The following is a 17,795-nucleotide window of genomic DNA, read 5'->3' on the forward strand; positions in this document are numbered from 1 at the left end:
ACGCCCTAATCCGGCTTGCAGACCAGCACGTCCTTGCCGTCGCGCTTGGCGGGCTCCAGGCGGCCGGGGCAGGGCTTGGGATCGGAGAGGTCGATGACGAACTCCGCCTTGGCCGAGGCCGCCGGCTTGGTCGCGACCTTTGCCGCCGGCGGCTTGGCGGCGGGCTTGGCGACGGGCGCGGGCTTGGGCGGTTCGGTCATGACCGGCTCAGGCGGCGCGGCCTCTTCGACCGGTGGCGTCGGAACCGGGTCCGGCAGGGCCTCGACGGCCGAGGCCGGGGTCGGCTCGAGCGGCTTGGCGGCGTTGTAGATCAGGGCCTTGCCCAGGATGTTGGACTTCTTTTCCAGGGCCTTGGCGCGGGTTTCGCAGTCGCCGGGCGGCGACCAGCTCATCCACACCTGGGCCAGGCGCGCCTTGTTGGCCGAATCCGCGCCGCTCCAGACCGAGCGGCCCTTCTTGACCGCCGCGCCGCCATATTCCGAGATCGGACGCGGGCTGGCCTTTTCGGCCGCGGTGATCGCTGCGGTGAAGACCTTCATGTCGGCGCGGGCCTGAGCGCGCATCTCGGGATAGGTCTTCAGCGCGGCCGCGACCCCGTCGGGCCCTGGAAAGGCCTTCTCGATGCGGGTGACCTCCGGCATCACCTGGTCATAGAGATCGGCATAGCCGCCCAGAGCGCCATAGCACCACGCGACATAGCCATAGTCGTCGCTGGGCGGCGTGGCGGAGGGAGCGACGGGCGCCTGGCCCATCATGGCCAGGGCGAGGAAGAGGGCGGTCGCCATGCGGGCGGAAGTCCTTTTGAGATCTGTGACGCTTTGACTAGAGCATTTCGGAGCGGAATGGGACCACAGCATGGCGCCTTGGGCGTCCGCGTGATCTCAAGCTGGGCCATAACGGGCGACGACGCGAAAGGCTCCACCATGAATTCGGGTTCATCCCACCGGCCCTGGGGTGGGGCCGGCGGCGGAATATGTTAGAAGACCGACAGAGAGCGTGATCCGTATCGCGTTGTCGCGCGTACCTTTTCTGTCGTCACGTCCTTGCCATCACCTCGCCACCCTTTTGGGCTTTCACCGCTTCCATGACTTTCTGGCGCAACATCGCAACCATAGCCGCGCGCCGGCTCGATCTGGCCGAGTGCACGGACTGTCCGGCGGGCCTGCCGGGCGAGGATCCGGCGTTTTCGACGGCGGTGACGGCTCTGGGCGCCAAGTTGGCCAAGGCCGACGGCCGGGCCGACGGGCACGAGTTCGCCGCCTTCAGCGAGGTTTTCCAGCCCGACCCGGCCTCGGAAGACAATATTCACCGCCTGTACGACCTGGCCCGTCAGACCACCCATGGCTTCGAAAGCTATGCCAAGCGCCTGGCAAAGCGCTATCGCACCTGTCCTCAGATCCTTGAGGACGTGGTCGACGGCCTGTTCCACATCGCCAAGGCCGACGGCGTGGTGACCCAGGGCGAGCTGGATTATCTGGAGCGGGTGGCGGATCTTTTCGGCCTGTCGCCGCTGGCCTTTCGCCGACTGCGCGCCGTGCATCTGGGATCGAGCGCCCACGATCCGTACATGATCCTGGACGTGGCGCACGACGCTGACGACGCTGCTGTGCGCTCGGCCTGGAAGATCGCCCTGTCGTCGGCGCACCCCGATCGCGCCCGGGCCCGGGGCCTGCCCAGCGAGTTCATCGAGGTGGCCGAGGCCAAGTCGGCGGCGATCAACGAGGCCTTCAGCACCGTGATGCGCGAGCGTCGCGAGCTGGGTCTGGCGACCGCCGGTTGACCCGCTCCGGGCGAGTCGCGGAGCGAGACACTATGTCTCGGGCGAAATGGGCTTTTCAGATCGATCACGCGGGTGTTGAGTTGACGTTCAGCGTCCGTGCACCAACCTTGTTGACCATACGTGCTGCGTTGTGGCGTTCGCGCTGAGAAGGGACGATCAATGACGGGTTCGACCACGATGACCGGCGGTTCTGCTCTGCGTAGCCTCGCATGGCTGGCTGGCGCACTTGCGACCTCGGCTGCCGTCGTGATCGGTTCTGTGCTGGCCGTCGTCTTCGCCGCTACGGTGGTGGTCATCGGCTTTATGGGCAGCGCGCTCTTTGGTCTGGTGGCTCTGGCCCTGCGGGCTCGCCGCACCGTCCAGGCCAAGACCAGCAGCGATCCTTCCCTGATCGAAGCGCGCAATGTCGGCGGCCATTCCTGGGTCGCCTACGGCTGGAACGAGCGGCCCTAAGTCGTATTCTGCCCTAGCCGTAGTGATAGCGGCACTGAGCGATCAGAAGCCCGTCCTCGGAAGGGCGATAGACTAGGCGATGTTCCTGGGTCAGGCGCCTGGACCACCAACCCGATAGAGCGCCGCGCAGCGGCTCAAGCTTGCCCGTACCTTTGAACGGCGTGCGGGCGCATTCCCTGATCAAGCCGTTGAGGCGCGTGAGCAGTTTGGGGTCATGCGCCTGCCAATACAGATAGTCGTCCCAGGCCTGCTCACTGAAGATGAGCTTCATTCGGCGAGCGGGCGTTCGCTTCCCAGACCTTGATCCAGCTGCGCCACCGCGGTGAGCAGGCGGTCGGCATTGGCGGGACTGCGTAGCAGGTAGCGCGTTTCTTCGAAGGCGGCGAAGTCTTCCAGCGACATCAAAACAGCGGAAGGCTTGCCCTTGTCGCGTGTGATGATCACCGGCTCATGGTCGTCGTTCACACGATCAATCGTCGCGGCGAGGTTCTTGCGCAGTTCGCTGTAGGACGTTGTTCGCATGGCTCATTTGTACGTGATTGCGTACTCGCGATCAAGGTGCGCGTTTGGCGGCGGTTTCATCGCGCTTCCCCAACGTCGCCCTTGCGGCGAGCCTCGGTGTGGCCGATGCTGCTTTCAAACAAGCGTTGGGAGGCGAGGATGATCGGTGTAGTGGCGACCTTGAAGGTCCAGGTCGAAAAGACCTCAGAATTCGAAGCGGTGTTCCTGGATCTGGCGGCCAAGGTGAAGGCCAATGAGTCGGGTTGCCTGCTGTACCAGTTGACCAAGAGCAAGACCGAGGCCGGAACCTACAAGGTTCTGGAGCTCTATGCCTCGATGGATGACCTGAAGGCGCACGGCGGCACCGACTATTTCAAGGCCGGCGGTGTGGCGATGGGGCCGTTCATGGCCGGTCGTCCCGAGATCGAATATCTGGACGCGGTGGAGTAGCAGCCATGGATCTCGCTTTTTCACCTGAAGACCTGGCCTTCCAGCAGGAGGTCCGCGCCTGGATCGCCGGCGCCTATGACGACGATCTGCGCCGGCAGATGAGCCAGTCCAAGAACGGTTATCTGGACAAGGCCGGCCAGGTGAAATGGCAAAAGAAGCTGGCCGAGCGTGGCTGGGCCGCGCCTGACTGGCCGGTGGAGTGGGGTGGTTGCGACTTCACCGCTTCGCAGCGCTACATCTTCAACATGGAATTGAGCCTGGCTGGCACGCCCAACCCCTCGCCCATGGGCCTGAAGATGTGCGCGCCGGTGGTCCTGGCGTTCGGCACCGAAGAGCAGAAGCAGCAGCACCTGCCGGCGATCCTGTCGTCCGACATCTGGTGGTGCCAGGGCTATTCGGAGCCCGGCTCGGGATCGGATCTGGCCAGCCTGCAGATGAAGGCCGAGCGCGACGGCGACGACTATGTGCTGAACGGCTCGAAGATCTGGACCACCCAGGCCCAGTGGGCTGACTGGATGTTCTGCCTGGTGCGCACATCCAACGAAGGCAAGCCGCAGAGCGGCATCAGCTTCCTGCTGCTGCGCATGGACAGCCCCGGCATCCAGATCAAGCCGCTGCCGACCCTGGATGGCCCCGCCGAGGGCGAGCAGGAGATCAATCAGGTCTTCTTCGACAATGTCCGCGTGCCGATCGCCAATCGCATCGGCGAGGAGAACAAGGGCTGGACCTACGCCAAGTACCTGCTCGAGTTCGAGCGCGGCAACGCCTATGCGCCGGGCCTGATGAACATGATCCGCAAGGTGCGCAAGATCGCAACCCTGGAACTGGCCGACGACGGCGGGCGCCTGATCGACGACCCGGACTTCCGTTCCAAAATCGCCAATCTGGAGATTTCGGTCGAGGCGCTCAACGCTGCAGAACTGCGGATCTTCTCGGGTCGCAGCGCTGGCAAGGCGGTGGGGCCGGTCTCGTCGATGCTGAAATGCGTGGGCTCGGAGGCCCAACAGGCCATCACCGAACTGACCCTGGAGGCGGTCGGAACCTATGCCGCGCCGTTCGTCCGCGACACCTGGGCCCCGACCAACGAGGGCCGGGCCGGTCCCGACTATGCTGCGCCGGCCGCGCCCAGCTATTTCAACTACCGTAAGGCGTCGATCTATGCCGGATCCAACGAGATCCAGCGCAACATCATGGCCAAGATGGTGCTGGGGCTTTAGCCCCATCATCCTCCGAGGCTCGCCGATGGCGCAGACCTCAGGATGAGGAGATTCTGTTCTGATTTCCTCATCCTGAGGCACCCGCGAAGCAGGCTTCGAGGGACGTCTGGCCTCTCAACCAGACACAGGGTCGGTTGCAGATTTTCTGCATAGTCCATAATCGCAACCCGCTCCATAACCTCTCCCAACACCGACCCTCCTTCGGAGCGCCCCATGGCCCTCGACTCTCTCTTCAAGCCGTTCGAATTCAAGGCGCTGAAAATGCCCAACCGGGTGGTGATGGCGCCGATGACCCGGTCGTTCTCGCCAGGCGGCGTGCCCACCGACGACGTGGCCGCCTATTATCGTCGGCGCGCCGAGAACCAGGTCGGGCTGATCATCACCGAAGGCACGGGCGTGGCCCGCGACGCCTCGCTGAACGACGCCAATGTTCCGCGCTTTCACGGTGAGAAGGAACTGGCGGCCTGGAAAAAGGTGGTTGACGAGGTTCACGCCGCCGGCGGCCTGATCGCGCCCCAGCTTTGGCACGTCGGCGCCGCCAAGGGTAAAGACGTCCTGGGCAAGATCGACAGCCCCTCTGGCCTGTCCAAGGCCGGCGGCAACCCCTTCACCGAGCCGATGACGGACGAAGAGGTGGCCGATACCATCGCCGCCTTCGCCGACGCCGCCCGCAACGCCAAGCTGCTGGGCTTTGACGCCATCGAACTGCACGGCGCGCATGGCTATCTGATCGACCAGTTCTTCTGGGACGGCACCAATGTCCGCGACGACGCCTTCGGCGGTCCGACCATTCGTGAGCGCAGCACCTTCGCCGCCGAGATCCTGAAGGCCGTTCGAGCCGCCGTTGGCCCGGACTATCCGGTGATCATCCGCATCTCGCAGTGGAAGCAGCAGGACTACGCGGTCAAGAACGCCCCCACCCCGCAGGAGCTGGAGGCCTGGCTTTCGCCCCTGGCCGACGCCGGCGCAGACATCTTCCACTGCAGCCAGCGCCGCTTCTGGGAGCCGGAGTTCGAGGGCAGCGACCTGAACTTCGCCGGCTGGGCCAAGAAGCTGACCGGCGCCCCGACCATCACCGTCGGCTCGGTGGGCCTGTCGGGCGAGTTCATCGCGGCCTTCGGCGGCGAAGGCAGCCAACCGGCCTCAATCGATGGTCTGCTGGAGCGCCTGGATCGCGGCGAGTTTGACCTGGTCGGCGTGGGCCGCGCCTTGCTGCAGGATCCGGAGTGGGTCGTGAAGATCCGCGATGGCCGCAATGACGAACTGAAGAACTTCGAACGCGAAGCTCTGGGCGTTCTTTACTAGGTTTTCTGCCCTCCCCCTGAAGGGGGAGGGCTTTTCCCTACCCGTTGAAGTTCAGCTTCAGCCCAGGCCTCGGCCACCGTGTCTTGTAGAGCTTGCCGGTCCCCGAGGCCGTGATCCACGCATCACGCATGTCCGCCCCGCCAAAGCAGATATTGGTGACGATCACGTCCGGGAAGGCAAAGTGCTCGGTCGACCCGTCGGTAGCAAAGGCGGTGATCCCGCCATTGATGATGGTCGCCACGCAGACCTTACCGCCGGCCTCGACCGCCAAACTGTCGAGCAGCTGATAGCCCGGCAGGTTGCAGACCACATTGCCGGGCGCGAAGCCGGCGGCCGGGGCCAAAACGCCCGGCTCGGCGATGTCGAAGGACCACAGCCGTCCCAGCGAGGTGTCGGCCATGTAGACGGTCTTTTCGTCGGGCGAGAGGCCCACGCCGTTGGGCGAGACGAAGTGGTCGCGCTGCCGCGTGATCCTCGAGCCATCGGTCAGGGCGTAGTAGAGCGCGCCGAACTTGCGGCCCTCGGGTGTGCTGCAGCCGTGGTCGGTGAACCAGAACCCGCCCTGTTTGTCGAACACCAGGTCGTTGGGGCCCACCAGGGCCTTGCCGTCGCATTCGGTGTAGAGCGTCGTGATTGCGCCGGTCGCCAGATCCACCCGCTGGATCGACCCGCCCGTGTGGCTGGGCGGGGTAGGGCCGGGCACGTTCAGGCCGCCCATGTCGATGAACTGGAAACTGCCGCCATTGTTGGTGACATAGATCGCGCCATCGGGACCGATGGCTGCGCCGTTGGGACCGCCGCCGGTCTGCGCCACCGTCTCGCGCTGGCCGTCCGGGGTGATGCGGCTCAGCCGCTGGCCCTGGATCTCGGTGAGGATCACCGAGCCGTCGGCCATGGCGATCGGGCCTTCCGGAAACAGCAGGCCTTCGGCCACCAGTTCGATATCCATCACGTCTCTCCCTGTGCGCCTCTGACGGGCGGATGGGGAGACTATAGACGCCTGTTTCGACGCGGGGCTAGGATGACCCAAGGGCAGCGCTTGGCCCGGCCGGTTCGGGGTCAAGGGCTCGCATCACGGCGGCGATCAGGCTTTCCCGGTGGATGGGTTTGGCGACGTGGTCGTCCATGCCCGCCAGTCGGCAGCGCGCGATCTGCTCGGGCATGACGTCGGCGCTCAGGGCGATGATCGGGGTGCTGGCCACGGCGCCGGGCAGGGCCCGGATGGCGCGAGTGGCGGCCAGACCGTCCATGTTTGGCATGTGGACATCCATCAGGATCAGGTCGAAGCCGCCATCGCGGGCAAAGGCCACGGCCTGGACGCCGTCCTCGGCGGTGGTGACGACGCAGCCGGCCAGGGTCAGCAGCGCGTGGCCCAGTTCCCGGTTCATCGGATGATCGTCAACCAGCAGCACGCGAGACGCCCCAGGGGTGACCATCTCCAGACTGCCGGCCTCGGGCGCTTCGGTCGCCATGACCGGCGTCGCCGGCAGGGTGATCCAGAACCGCGAACCCTGGTCTGGGACGCTGTGAACGCCGATCTGGCCGCCCATCTGGTTGATCAGGGCCTTGCTGATCGCCAGGCCCAGACCCGCGCCGCCATAGCTGCGGCTGATCGAGCTGTCGGCCTGGCTGAAGCGCTGGAAGAGGCGAGACTGCACCTCGGACGCGATGCCGATGCCGGTGTCGGCGATCTCGAAACGGATGGTTCCGGCTGACGGGTCCAGATCCATGCGCGCCGACACTTCGCCGGCGGCCGTGAACTTCACGGCGTTGGCCAGCAGGTTCAGCAGCACCTGGCCCAGGCGCACCTCATCGAGGGCGAAGAATGCGGGCTGCCCCGCTTTGTCGCCGTGGAGGCTGACGGTCAGGCGAAGGCCCTTGGCCTCTGCCGCGGGCGCAACGATCGCCACGGCGTCGCCCAGCAATCGCGCGGGAGAGGCGGGCGCCAGGTTCAGGTCCATTCGGCCCGCCTCGACCTTGGCGAAGTCCAGCAGGTCATTGACGATCTCGGCCAGCGATCGCCCGGCGCGGCCAACCAGGTCCAGCCGCCGGCGGCTCTCTGCTGACAGGCCAGGATCGTCGGCGACCAGGCCGGCAAAGCCCAGCACGCTGTTGAGCGGGGTGCGGATCTCATGGCTGATCGTCGCCAGGAAGTCCGACTTGGCGGCGTTGGCGGCGATGGCCCGCGCCTGCGCGGCCCGCGCGACGGCCTGGCCGCGCAGCAGCAGGACCTGCAATCGAGCCTGGCGGCTGAGCGCCAGGCCAGCGACCATGCACACGGCATAGAGGACGATGTGGAACAGCAGCGCCTGGCGCAGCGGCGGCAGGGCAATGTCGGGATCGATCCCGGTCTTGCGGATCACCGCGGGGATCGTGGCCGCCAGGGACGCCGTGACGACCAGGGCTACGGCGCGCGGTCCGCCCCGGAACACCGCCAGCAGCGCGGGTGCGAACAGCAGCGACTGCAGGAGCGGCTGGTTGGAAAACACGGCGGCGGCAGTCAGCGCTGCGATCAGGGCCATGGCCGAAGCCTCAAGCGGGCGGAGCCGGAAACCCCGCATGAGGCGGGTGTCGAGCAGGATCAGCACGGTGGGCAGGGCCAGAGCCATCCCCAGAACATTTGGCATCGTCCAGTCGTTCCAGCCCGCCCAGAAGGCCTGCCCTCGCAGGACGGCGAGCAGGCCGCTGATGCAAACCGAGGATGCCGCCGTCAGGAGCGCCGAGATCGACACCAGCAGCGTCAGGCTGCGCATGTCGCGCACGCGGCCGGGAAGCCGCAGTATGCGCAAGACCGTAGCGATGGCGGCGACCTGGAGCGTGTCGAGGCAAGAGATCAGAAGCAGGTGAGGCAAGGGCATGCCGAAGGGCAGCTGGATCAGCACATGCAACAGCAAGGTCAGGCCCAGCAGCGCCGAGCGATCCGAGCGTGGCAGGACCAGAAGCCCCGCGACCACGACCGCATTCGCCGTCCAGATGGTGGGCAGGCCGCTGGCCGCCTCAGCCAGCAGCAGGCTGTATCCCATGCAGGCGGTGTAGGCGAGCGAGAGGCCCGCCAGCTTTCGCCAGTTGGCCGACGCCTTTTGGAGATGAACGCTTTTTGACACGCAGACCTTCTCTTACCGCAGGCCGACCTTTACCCAGCGACTCGGATTTTTTGGTTAAGGCGCGGTCGCGGCCCGGTGTCGCAGGGATCAGGCTCGATCTAGAGCAAAGGTCGCCATGATTGAATCATGTCGTTTGCTCTAGATTCTTGTTTTGACGCGTTGTTCCGGCGGCGAACCGGTATCCACTTCGCCGAATAACGCTCTAGCTGCCCAAGCCCAAAAGGATGATCGCTGCGAGGAACAGCGAAAGGGCGATGGCGCAGAAGATCAGCAGGAAGAAAGTGCGCCAGACCGCCGAGAAGGTCGACAGGCCATAGGCGCCCTTCAGTTGCGCGAACATGTGGACCGGCGTGGCGATCATGGCGGTCAGGGCCACGGTGCTGCTGAGCCACGGGATCAGGCCAATCAGGCTGGCCACCATGCTCATCATCGCCATGAACGTCAGCGAGTACAGCACGAATACGCCATGGTCATACAGCGTGAAACCTCGCTTCCACAGGAACAATAGAGCCATAAACGGTATGGATAGTGGCACTAAAAGAAACGAATATTTGTAGAGCGTCTGCTGTAATTTGTACAAGGCGAGGTCGGGGTTCGCCAATTTTTTGAGAATCTTCTTGTTCGTCTCTTTGCCGCCGATAACCTGAAGCTTGACGTCATCTTTCACCACGGCGTCGTGCATCTCGGCCTGCCAGCTGCCCGGCTCCAGACCGTCCGCCCGGGGTCCGGCCGCCTTGACGCCTTCCAGGCGGGTGACGCGGTTGCTGGCGTCGGCCAGATCGTCTGCCGCGGCGTCGAAGTCCAACTTGGCCTTGTCCAGTTCCGCCTTTGCGTCCTCGGCCTGAGCCGGCTTGGCGGTCGCGACCTTGCGCTCTGCGCCGGCGAGGCCTGTCCTGGCCTCGGCGACCTCCTGACGGGCGGTGGCGACGGTCTGACGCGCCTCGTCCAGCCGCTCGTTGACAGCGCCCCTGTCGAAGGCCTTGCCGCCGCCAAAGCTCAGGATGAAAAACATCAGGAAGATCGTGAACAGGAACAGGCCCAGCGGCGACACATAGCGCGACCGCTTGCCCTCGACCCATTCGCGGGTCAGGCGGCCAGGGTTCAGCACCAGCAAGGGCACGGTGCGCCAGATGCGCCCGTCAAAGTGCATCACGCCGTGCAGCAGTTCCTCGCCCAGATGCAGCAGCGAGCGGTGAACGTGGGTCGGCTGACCGCAATGGGCGCAGAAATTGTCGCTGACGGTTTGACCGCAATCGGTGCAGGCGCCGGAATGAGCCTCGCCGGCCTTGCCCTCCGGCCTTTCCAGAGCGCCGCCAATCAGGCCGCCGGTGACCGCACCGCCGGCCGCATCCAAGTCCACCATAAGTCCCGCCCCGTTGCCCGCGCTCTGTTTGCCTTGGCAGGGCGCGACCGTCAAAAGATTAGCGGTCGCTCGCGCACGCAGCGATGGTTTTAGCGCCGATCCAGCACCCGGAAGATGAAAGCGTGGTCATCGCCCTCGCTGGCAGGATGCGCTTCGCGCCGAACCTCACGCCAGTCTGCCTCGTCGAACTCGGGGAAGGTCACGTCGCCGTCCACCGTGGCGTCGACTTCGGTGATGTAGAGCCGCTTGGCCTTGGGCAGGGCCATTTCGAACAGTGCCCGGCCGCCGATCACGCAGACCTCGTCGACGCCATCGTCCTGGGCCTGCTCGCGGGCCATTTGCACGGCTTCCATGAAACTCTCGCAGACCACGGCCTTCTCCGACTCGAAGCTGCCGTCGCGTGTCAGCACCAGGTTCATGCGGCCGGGCAGGGGCTTCTTGGGCAGGCTGTCCCAGGTCTTGCGGCCCATGATGATCGGCTTGCCCAAGGTGTTGGCCTTGAAGAGGGCGAGGTCTGACTTCAACCGCCAGGGCAGGTCGCCATCACGACCGATGACGCCGTTGGCGGCGCGCGCCACCACGATGGAGAGGAGTGGGATCATGATCCCCTGCTTAACCCTGCCCCTTCACTGACGCCAGCCAAGAGACCTTGCCAGTTATCTGAACATCGTTAACTTGCGTCCGGGGAGAACTAGCATGACCATATCGGCCTTCGAGATGCACATGGCCCGCACCGGCGGCGTCGAGGTTCTGCAGAGACGCTCCGTCGTGCTGGATCCGCCCGGGGCGGGCGAGGCGCGGGTCGCGATCGAGGCGGCGGGCGTCGCCTTCGCCGACATCGTCATGCGCACCGGGCTCTATCCCGGGGTCAAGGCGCCGGTGACGCCGGGCTATGATCTGGTCGGCCGGATCGAGGCGCTGGGACCGGGGGGCGAAGGCCTTGCGGTGGGGCAGCGTGTGGCCGCCCTGACCGTCACGGGCTCCTATGCCGATCGCCGCAATGTCCAGGTCCGTCATCTGGTCGCCGCGCCCGAGGGCGTGGCCGCCGAGGCCCTGGTGGCCGGGGTGCTCAACGGCCTGACGGCCTGGCAGATGTTTCACCACGTCGCCTCGGCCCAGGCGGGTGAGTGGGTTCTGGTGCACGGCGCCGCGGGCGGCGTCGGCGGCCTGCTGCTGGATCTGGCCCGTCTGGCGGGCGTTCGGGCCATCGGCACGGCCTCGGCGGGCAAGCGCGCCGTGGTCGAGGCCAAGGGCGGGGTCTATGTCGACTATCGCCGGGAGCCCGTCGCCGAGCGCGCTCGCGCCATCTCAGGCGGCGGCGTGGTCGCGGCCTTTGACCATGTTGGCGGCCCGCACCTGAAGACGGCCTCGATCGCCGCCCTGCGCGACGGCGGTACGGCCGTGCTCTATGGCGGCTACGACGCCACCAAGGGTGGCAAGATGCGGCCTGCGGCGATGATCAAGATGCTGATGGCTGACCGGTTGTCGGCGCTGAAGCTGTTCACGGCCAGTCAGGGTGTGGTCGGCTACAATGTCACCTCATGGCGTGACGCGCGGCCGGACGCCTATCGGCAGGATCTGGCAGCGGTGATGGCCCTGATCGGTGCGGGTCGGCTCAACCCGCAGATCGGCGCGACCTTCCCCCTGGCCGAGGCGGCCAAGGCCCAGGACCTGCTGCAGTCGGCCGGGGTGGCGGGGAAGATCGTCCTCAAGCCCTAGACCGAGACCTCGGCCTTGATGTGCGGGTGGGCCTCGTAGCCCTCCAGCGTGAAGTCCGCGTACTCAAACCCAAACAGGTCGCGCTTGTCGGCGAGGGTCAGGGTGGGGAAGGGGAAGGGCTCGCGGGTCAGCTGTTCGCGGGCCTGGTCCAGGTGGTTCAGATACAGGTGAGCGTCGCCGAAGGTGTGGACGAACTCGCCCGGCTCCAGCCCCACGACCTTCGCCACCATCAGGGTCAGCAGGGCATAGGAGGCGATGTTGAACGGCACGCCCAGGAAGACGTCGGCGCTGCGCTGATAGAGCTGGCAGCTGAGCTTCCCATCGGCGACGAAGAACTGGAACAGGCAGTGGCAGGGCGGCAGGGCCATGTCCTCGACATCGGCCGGGTTCCAGGCTGACACGATATGGCGGCGGCTGTTGGGATTGGTCCTCAGGCCCTCGATCAGGGTCTGGATCTGGTCGATCGAGCCGCCGTTCGGCGTGGCCCACGAGCGCCACTGCTTGCCATAGACCGGCCCCAGATCGCCGTTCTCGTCGGCCCACTCGTCCCAGATCTTGCAGCCGTTCTCCTGCAGCCAGCGCACATTGGTGTCGCCGCGCAGGAACCACAAAAGCTCGACGAAGATCGAGCGCAGGTGCAGCTTCTTGGTGGTCAGGACGGGGAAGCCCTTGGACAGGTCAAAGCGGATCTGCCGGCCAAATACGCCCAGCGTGCCGGTGCCCGTGCGGTCGCCGCGCTGGACGCCGTTTTCCAGGATATCGGCGAGCAGGTTCAGATACTGCCGCTCGGGATGGTCGGCGGCGGCTTTCGGCGGGGCGAGGACGGCGGTGCTCATGACCCGCAGAGTGGCTGCGAATCGATGGTTTGCACAGTGCGAGGCAGGAACGGTCCACAGCGGTGAAACCATTTTCCCGACCTGACTTCGCCTTTTGTGGGCCCTTTGTCGGTGAGAGAGGCTCCCAAAGCTGATCCGCCAAAAGTCAGCGGCCCAGGGGCCTCAAGCCTTGGCCGCCTTCAGTACGGTCCGTCCTGCATCGGCGATCACCGCGTCGCGTACAGCGTCCGGCGCCGTCGAGCCGCTGAGGAACACCGCCACCGCGAACTGGCGACCGTCCTTGAGGCGGTAGAGGCCGATGTCGTTGCTGGCCGGGGTCATGCCCAGGTCGGTGCGGGCGCTGCCCGTCTTGTGGGCCAGGCTGGCGTCTTCGGGCAAAGCGGCCTTCAGGCGGCCCTGTCCGGTGGTCGTCGCCGTCATGATGGCCAGCAGCCGATCGGTCGAGGCCCGGGAGATCAGCTGACCCGCCTGCAGCGCCGCCAGGAAGCGCACGGCAGCGCCGGGGGTGGCCGTGTCGCGCGGATCGGCCAGATAGTCGGTCATGGCCCTGCGGCGCGTCGCTTCCGGAACCGCCATCAGGACGGACTTGTAGGCCGGGCCCCGCCAGTCGGCGCGGAACGAGGCCACGCCCGAAATCTCGGGCTGCAGCTGTCGCTCATAGCGATCGATCCGGAAGTCATGAATGTTGTTTTGGTTTAGCCAGGCGGTCAGGGCGCCCGGCCCGCCGATCCTGTTGAGCAGCACATCGGCGGCGGTGTTGTCGCTGGTCCCGCTGGCCGCTTCCAGCAACTGCGCGATCGTGTAGTCGGTCCGCCCGGGCCAGGCCTCGGCGATCGGGCTGAAGGGCGGCGACAGGTCGATGTCGCGGATCGTCACCACCTCGTCCAGGCGGATGCGGCCCTTGTCGACCTCCGACAGCACGGCCGCGCCCAGCGGGGCCTTGAACACGCTCTGCAGCGGAAAGCGCCGCTCGCCGTTGAAGGTTACGGTCTGGCCGGTCTGGGCGTCGCGCACCGCCACGCCCAGCATGCCGGGGGCGGCGCGGTCGGCCAGGGCCTGCAGGCTCTGGGTCAGGGCCTCGACGTCGAACACCGGCTCTAGCTGGCCCAGCATGGGCTTTTCGCTGCAGGCGCCGACCCAGGCAGCCATCACGGCCGGGGTGGAAACGAGGAAGGCGCGGCGCAGCATCGGCGAGGTCTCTTGGGCTGGAGCTGAGCTTTTAACGCGCCGGGGTCGGAAACGGGCCCATTCACCGTTGTCGTGTGGCGCGCTCCTTGCTGATGAAGCTCTCGGTTGCATCAAAAGGACCCAACCTCATGACCGACGTTTGCGTCAGCGCCGCGCCCTCGACCCTTCTGGCAGACTGGACCGACGAAAAGCGAAGCCTGTTCCGGCGCGAGGTCGTCACCTTCCAGCACCGGTTGCTGGAGACCGGCCTGTTCACCGACGAGGCGCTTGCGCGCCTGATCGACAGCCATCCGCGCGACAGCCTCGATATCTGCACGATGAGCCGCAAGCCGATGTCAAACGAGACCTGGGCCGGCGGCGAGGCCAAGGGCCTGAGCGGCGCCGACCTGATCGAGGCCACCCATCGCGGGCGCCTTTGGCTGAACGTTCGCCGGGCGATGAACGAGAACCCACTCTACAGGCCGGTGCTGGACCAATTGCTGGCCGAGTTCTCCAAGGCGACCGGCGCGAGGATCTTGCGCGCGCATGGCTCGGTTCTGATCTCCGCGCCGAGCTGCCAAGTCTTTTACCACTGCGATCAGGCCGAGACGATGCTTTGGCACCTGCGCGGCCAGAAGACGATGTACCTGTATCCGCCCGTCGAGCCCTATCTGGCCGACGTCGACTACGAGGCGGTCGTGATGCGCCAGAACCTGGGCGACATTCCCTACCACGCCGGTCTGGACGCCGGCGCCGATCCGGTGCGCCTGACGCCGGGCAGCGGCGTCACCTGGCCGCTGCATGCGCCGCACCGCGTGGTGAATGCCGAGACCTTCAATGTTTCGGTGTCCGTCGAATTCACGACCCCGACCTCGATGATGACCAACGGCACCTTCTACACCCAGGGCGTCATGCGCCGGTCGCTTGGCCTGTCACCCAAGACCCGCGCCACGCCCAAGGTGCTGCAGCCGGTCTATTGGGCCGCGTCAAAGCTGCTCAAGAAGGTCGCGCCGATCCGCCACGACGCCCTGGCCGCCCATCCGCGCATGTTCGACGTCGACCTTTCGGCGCCGGACTGTATCGCCTGGCGTCCCGGCTACGGCCCCAAGGATGTGGCGCTGGACGCCGCCGCCTGACGACAGGGACTTGCGCCGGGGCGGCCGGGGACGGCAAAGGGAGGAATGAGCGATGCTTCTTCCTCCCCTCGGTCGGCTCCCCCCTGCGTGATCCTCAACGAGCCGCAGATGGCCGAGAACATCGGCGCGGTCGCCCGCGTGATGGCCAATTTCGGTCTGGCCGACCTGCGCCTGGTGCGGCCGCGCGACGGCTGGCCGCAGGAGCGCGCCTGGCCCTCGGCCTCCGGCGCCGACTGGCCGCTGGACAACGCCAAGGTGTTCGACACCCTGGAGGAGGCTATCGGCGATCTGAAACTGGTGTTCGCCACCACGGCCCGCCCGCGCGAGACGCGCCTGCCGGTGCTGACCCCGCGCGAGGCCGCCGCCCAGCTGTCGGACGATGTCGCCCAGGGCCGCGCGGTCGGCCTGCTGTTCGGCGGCGAACGCGCCGGGCTCGAGACCCACGACATCGCCCTGTGCCAGGGTATTGTCAGCATCCCCATCGACGAGCGCTTCCGCTCGCTGAACCTGGCCCAGGCCGTGTCGATCACCGCCTATGAGTGGAAGATGACGGTCGATGACCGGCCGTGGGTCAAGTTCGAGCAGAATGTTGACGACCCTGCCGACCAGTCGTCGTTGCTGGGCCTGTATGGCCAGATGGAAGACGAGCTGGAAAAGGCCGGCTTCTATCATCCGCCGGAAAAGAAGCCCTCTATGGTCCGCAACCTGCGCGCGCCGCTGGCCCGGGCGCGGCTGACCGAGCAGGAGGTCCGCACCTTCCGGGGCATGGTCACCGCCCTCTCGCGGGGCCGGGGCCGGGTGCTGGCCAAGCTGGCCGAGAAGGCCAAGGTGGCCAAGGGTGAGGGCGAGGGCTAGGCGCGCGCCGTGACCGGGATCACCGCCGATTGATCCATGTCATGGCCGGGCGCGCTCGATGGGGCGACGGGTCGGGCCTCAACCCGTGAATGGAGCCTCACCCATGACCCCTGATGCAAGAACCCTGGTCGTGGTGGCCGATGGCCACCGCGCGCGTCTGCTGGAACAGCCGCGTATCGATGGTCCGCTGCACGATCGTCCCGAATGGCTTTCTGGCCTGAAGGAGCATCACCCCCATTCGCATGGCCCGGTTCCCCATGAAGGCGATCCGCACGACCTGGCGGAGCGGGCCTTCGTGAAGGACCTCGCCCACCGGCTGGAGGGCGTCGCCCGCGAGCAGCCGTTCAACCAGATGATCCTGATCGCCCCGCCCCGCGCCCTGGGCCACCTGCGCGACGCGCTGTCGCCCAGCCTCGCGCAAAAGGTCATCGGCTCCAATCCCCATGAGCGGGTCGACGCCCCGATCATGACGCTTGAGGATGTGGTTCACGGCGTCCGTCGCGACGCGACGGCCTGACATTCTGTCTGTTCCCCTTGGGCCCGGATCCCCGGATCTGCGCCCAAGGGGGCTGACGCCCGACCCGCAATGGCGCTAACCTCTCTTCAAACAAGCGTTGGGGGTGAAGCGTCATGAACCGTCGGGAATTGCTGGCCCTGGCCGGCGCGCTGGGCTTCGCGCCTGGACTGGCCCTGGCCGCCGAAGATCCGCCGGCGACGATCGCCCGGGACGCCTGGCTGTTCGCCTTGCCCTGGATCGAGATGGCCACGACGCGGGCGCGGGTGCTCAAGCGCGGCGCGCAACCCAATCGGATCTATCACCGGCGCAAGCTTTCCGATCACACCGACCGCAGCGTTACCACGCCCAACAACGACACGCTCTATTCGCTGGCCTGGATCGACCTGACCCAGGGGCCGGTGACCCTGACCATCCCGCCCAGCGGCAAGCGCTATGTCTCGGCGGCGATCCTCAACATGTTCACCGACAACGATGCGGTGCTGGGCACGCGGGTCAATGGCGGCGAGGGCGGGGTCTTCACGATCGTCGGTCCGGGGCAGAGCCTTGAGGGCGACAGGGTGGTGCGTGTCCTCACCCCCCACGCCTGGGTCCTGGTGCGCACCCTGGTCGACGGCCCAAACGACATGGCCGCCGCCCGCGCGGTGCAGAGCGGCTTCAAGGTCAGCGGACCCAAGGCCGCAAAGCCGCCCGCCTATCTGGAACGCGACGCCGAGCCGGAAGCCTATTTCGCCACCGCGCGGGCCCTGCTGGCCGCAGACCCGCCGCGCGCAGCGGATGCCGCGTTTGTCCAGCGGGCGGCGGGGCTTCTGACCGAAGGCCCCTTCGACGCCGCCGCCCTGGCGGCCGGGGTCGCCCAGGCCAAGGCGATTGCCCGGGTGGCTTCGGGACGCGTGGCCTTTGTCGGCGGCTGGTCCTATCCCAAGCTCAATCTGGGCTTTCATGGCGTCGACTATGGCTATCGCGCCATTGTCGCCCTGCAGGGCCTGGGCGCCTTGCCGGTCGCCGAAGCCATGTACATGAAGGCGGGGGGCGACAACGACACCGGCCTCTATAACGGCGACGGTCTCTATCGCCTGACCTTGCCGGCCCAACTGCCGCTGGACGGCTTCTGGTCGCTGTCGATGTATGAGGCCACGCCCGACGGCCAGTACTTCTTCACCGACAACCCCATCGACCGCTATGCCATCGGCGACCGCACGCCGGGCCTGAAGCGCCAGGCCGATGGAACCCTGGATCTGTGGATCAGCCGGACCGACCCGGGCGGCGATCGCTCCGCTAACTGGCTGCCCGCACCGAGGTTGGGACCGTTCTCGATGACCCTGCGCACCTATCTGCCCCGGGCCGAGCTGCTGAACGGCCAGTTCCGCTTCGCCCCGATCGTGAAGGTCTAGA

At 66.5% G+C, this 17,795-nt stretch carries 19 protein-coding genes; 10 read left to right on the forward strand and 9 right to left on the reverse strand.

What is annotated here, in order from left to right; genetic code table 11:
- Nucleotides 1-5: 5 nt before the first annotated feature.
- A complete protein-coding gene (locus tag ACN2C8_RS05135; protein ID WP_419254752.1) occupies nt 6-785 on the reverse strand; it encodes a hypothetical protein in 780 nt (259 codons plus the stop codon).
- A 299-nt stretch (nt 786-1,084) separates the two neighbouring features.
- Between ACN2C8_RS05135 and ACN2C8_RS05140 the strand changes: the two genes are divergently transcribed.
- Complete coding sequence (locus ACN2C8_RS05140; protein ID WP_419254753.1) at nt 1,085-1,780, forward strand: TerB family tellurite resistance protein; 696 nt, start codon at nt 1,085-1,087, stop codon at nt 1,778-1,780.
- Nucleotides 1,781-1,939: 159 nt separating this feature from the next.
- Entirely contained in the window at nt 1,940-2,233 is a 294-nt protein-coding gene (locus tag ACN2C8_RS05145; protein WP_419254754.1) for a hypothetical protein, read from the forward strand.
- A 13-nt stretch (nt 2,234-2,246) separates the two neighbouring features.
- On the opposite strand, the gene ACN2C8_RS05150 is transcribed toward ACN2C8_RS05145, so the two are convergent.
- Nucleotides 2,247-2,504 (reverse strand): Txe/YoeB family addiction module toxin, encoded by a 258-nt coding sequence (locus ACN2C8_RS05150; protein ID WP_419254755.1) that lies wholly within the window; start codon nt 2,502-2,504, stop codon nt 2,247-2,249.
- Nucleotides 2,501-2,698, reverse strand: a complete 198-nt coding sequence (locus tag ACN2C8_RS05155; protein ID WP_419262231.1) for a type II toxin-antitoxin system Phd/YefM family antitoxin — start codon at nt 2,696-2,698, stop codon at nt 2,501-2,503. The genes ACN2C8_RS05150 and ACN2C8_RS05155 overlap by 4 nt, the downstream gene beginning before the upstream one ends.
- A 195-nt stretch (nt 2,699-2,893) precedes the next feature.
- On the opposite strand from ACN2C8_RS05155, the gene ACN2C8_RS05160 reads away from it, so the two are divergent.
- From ACN2C8_RS05160 to ACN2C8_RS05170, 3 genes are all read left to right on the forward strand, one after another.
- Complete coding sequence (locus tag ACN2C8_RS05160; protein ID WP_419254757.1) at nt 2,894-3,184, forward strand: putative quinol monooxygenase; 291 nt, start codon at nt 2,894-2,896, stop codon at nt 3,182-3,184.
- 5 nt (nt 3,185-3,189) lie between these two features.
- Complete coding sequence (locus ACN2C8_RS05165; protein WP_419254758.1) at nt 3,190-4,401, forward strand: acyl-CoA dehydrogenase family protein; 1,212 nt, start codon at nt 3,190-3,192, stop codon at nt 4,399-4,401.
- A 213-nt stretch (nt 4,402-4,614) separates the two neighbouring features.
- Nucleotides 4,615-5,706, forward strand: coding sequence for an NADH:flavin oxidoreductase (locus ACN2C8_RS05170; protein WP_419254759.1), 1,092 nt, complete (start codon nt 4,615-4,617; stop codon nt 5,704-5,706).
- A 37-nt stretch (nt 5,707-5,743) separates the two neighbouring features.
- Here the strand turns inward: ACN2C8_RS05170 and ACN2C8_RS05175 are convergent, their stop codons facing one another.
- The 4 genes from ACN2C8_RS05175 to ACN2C8_RS05190 all read right to left on the reverse strand — a co-directional run bounded on the left by ACN2C8_RS05175 (nt 5,744) and on the right by ACN2C8_RS05190 (nt 10,775).
- Complete coding sequence (locus ACN2C8_RS05175; protein WP_419254760.1) at nt 5,744-6,655, reverse strand: SMP-30/gluconolactonase/LRE family protein; 912 nt, start codon at nt 6,653-6,655, stop codon at nt 5,744-5,746.
- Nucleotides 6,656-6,722: 67 nt separating this feature from the next.
- Entirely contained in the window at nt 6,723-8,810 is a 2,088-nt protein-coding gene (locus ACN2C8_RS05180; protein WP_419254761.1) for an ATP-binding protein, read from the reverse strand.
- Between the two features lie 202 nt (nt 8,811-9,012).
- Nucleotides 9,013-10,173, reverse strand: coding sequence for a DUF3667 domain-containing protein (locus tag ACN2C8_RS05185; RefSeq protein ID WP_419254762.1), 1,161 nt, complete (start codon nt 10,171-10,173; stop codon nt 9,013-9,015).
- An 89-nt stretch (nt 10,174-10,262) separates the two neighbouring features.
- On the reverse strand, nt 10,263-10,775 hold the full coding sequence (locus tag ACN2C8_RS05190) for a dihydrofolate reductase (protein ID WP_419254763.1): 513 nt from the start codon (nt 10,773-10,775) through the stop codon (nt 10,263-10,265).
- 94 nt (nt 10,776-10,869) lie between these two features.
- Between ACN2C8_RS05190 and ACN2C8_RS05195 the strand changes: the two genes are divergently transcribed.
- Complete coding sequence (locus ACN2C8_RS05195; protein ID WP_419254764.1) at nt 10,870-11,892, forward strand: zinc-binding dehydrogenase; 1,023 nt, start codon at nt 10,870-10,872, stop codon at nt 11,890-11,892.
- Here ACN2C8_RS05195 and ACN2C8_RS05200 read toward each other — a convergent pair.
- Both ACN2C8_RS05200 and bla read right to left on the reverse strand, forming a co-directional pair.
- Nucleotides 11,889-12,728, reverse strand: coding sequence for a thymidylate synthase (locus ACN2C8_RS05200; protein ID WP_419254765.1), 840 nt, complete (start codon nt 12,726-12,728; stop codon nt 11,889-11,891). The genes ACN2C8_RS05195 and ACN2C8_RS05200 overlap by 4 nt on opposite strands.
- A gap of 162 nt (nt 12,729-12,890) precedes the next feature.
- Nucleotides 12,891-13,916, reverse strand: coding sequence for a class A beta-lactamase (gene bla, locus ACN2C8_RS05205; protein WP_419254766.1), 1,026 nt, complete (start codon nt 13,914-13,916; stop codon nt 12,891-12,893).
- 128 nt (nt 13,917-14,044) lie between these two features.
- Between bla and ACN2C8_RS05210 the strand changes: the two genes are divergently transcribed.
- The 4 genes from ACN2C8_RS05210 to ACN2C8_RS05225 all read left to right on the forward strand — a co-directional run bounded on the left by ACN2C8_RS05210 (nt 14,045) and on the right by ACN2C8_RS05225 (nt 17,794).
- The gene (locus ACN2C8_RS05210) at nt 14,045-15,031 is read left to right on the forward strand and encodes a hypothetical protein (RefSeq protein WP_419254767.1); all 987 of its coding nucleotides are present in this window, start codon (nt 14,045-14,047) and stop codon (nt 15,029-15,031) included.
- 45 nt (nt 15,032-15,076) lie between these two features.
- On the forward strand, nt 15,077-15,886 hold the full coding sequence (locus ACN2C8_RS05215) for an RNA methyltransferase (protein ID WP_419254768.1): 810 nt from the start codon (nt 15,077-15,079) through the stop codon (nt 15,884-15,886).
- A gap of 103 nt (nt 15,887-15,989) precedes the next feature.
- Nucleotides 15,990-16,403: a host attachment protein gene (locus ACN2C8_RS05220; RefSeq protein WP_419254769.1), complete on the forward strand. Its 414-nt coding sequence runs from the start codon at nt 15,990-15,992 to the stop codon at nt 16,401-16,403.
- Nucleotides 16,404-16,516: 113 nt separating this feature from the next.
- Nucleotides 16,517-17,794 (forward strand): DUF1254 domain-containing protein, encoded by a 1,278-nt coding sequence (locus tag ACN2C8_RS05225; RefSeq protein ID WP_419254770.1) that lies wholly within the window; start codon nt 16,517-16,519, stop codon nt 17,792-17,794.
- Nucleotide 17,795: the final 1 nt, after the last annotated feature.

This window comes from Caulobacter sp. ErkDOM-C, from assembly GCF_048541825.1.
Classification (GTDB): Bacteria; Pseudomonadota; Alphaproteobacteria; order Caulobacterales; family Caulobacteraceae; genus Caulobacter.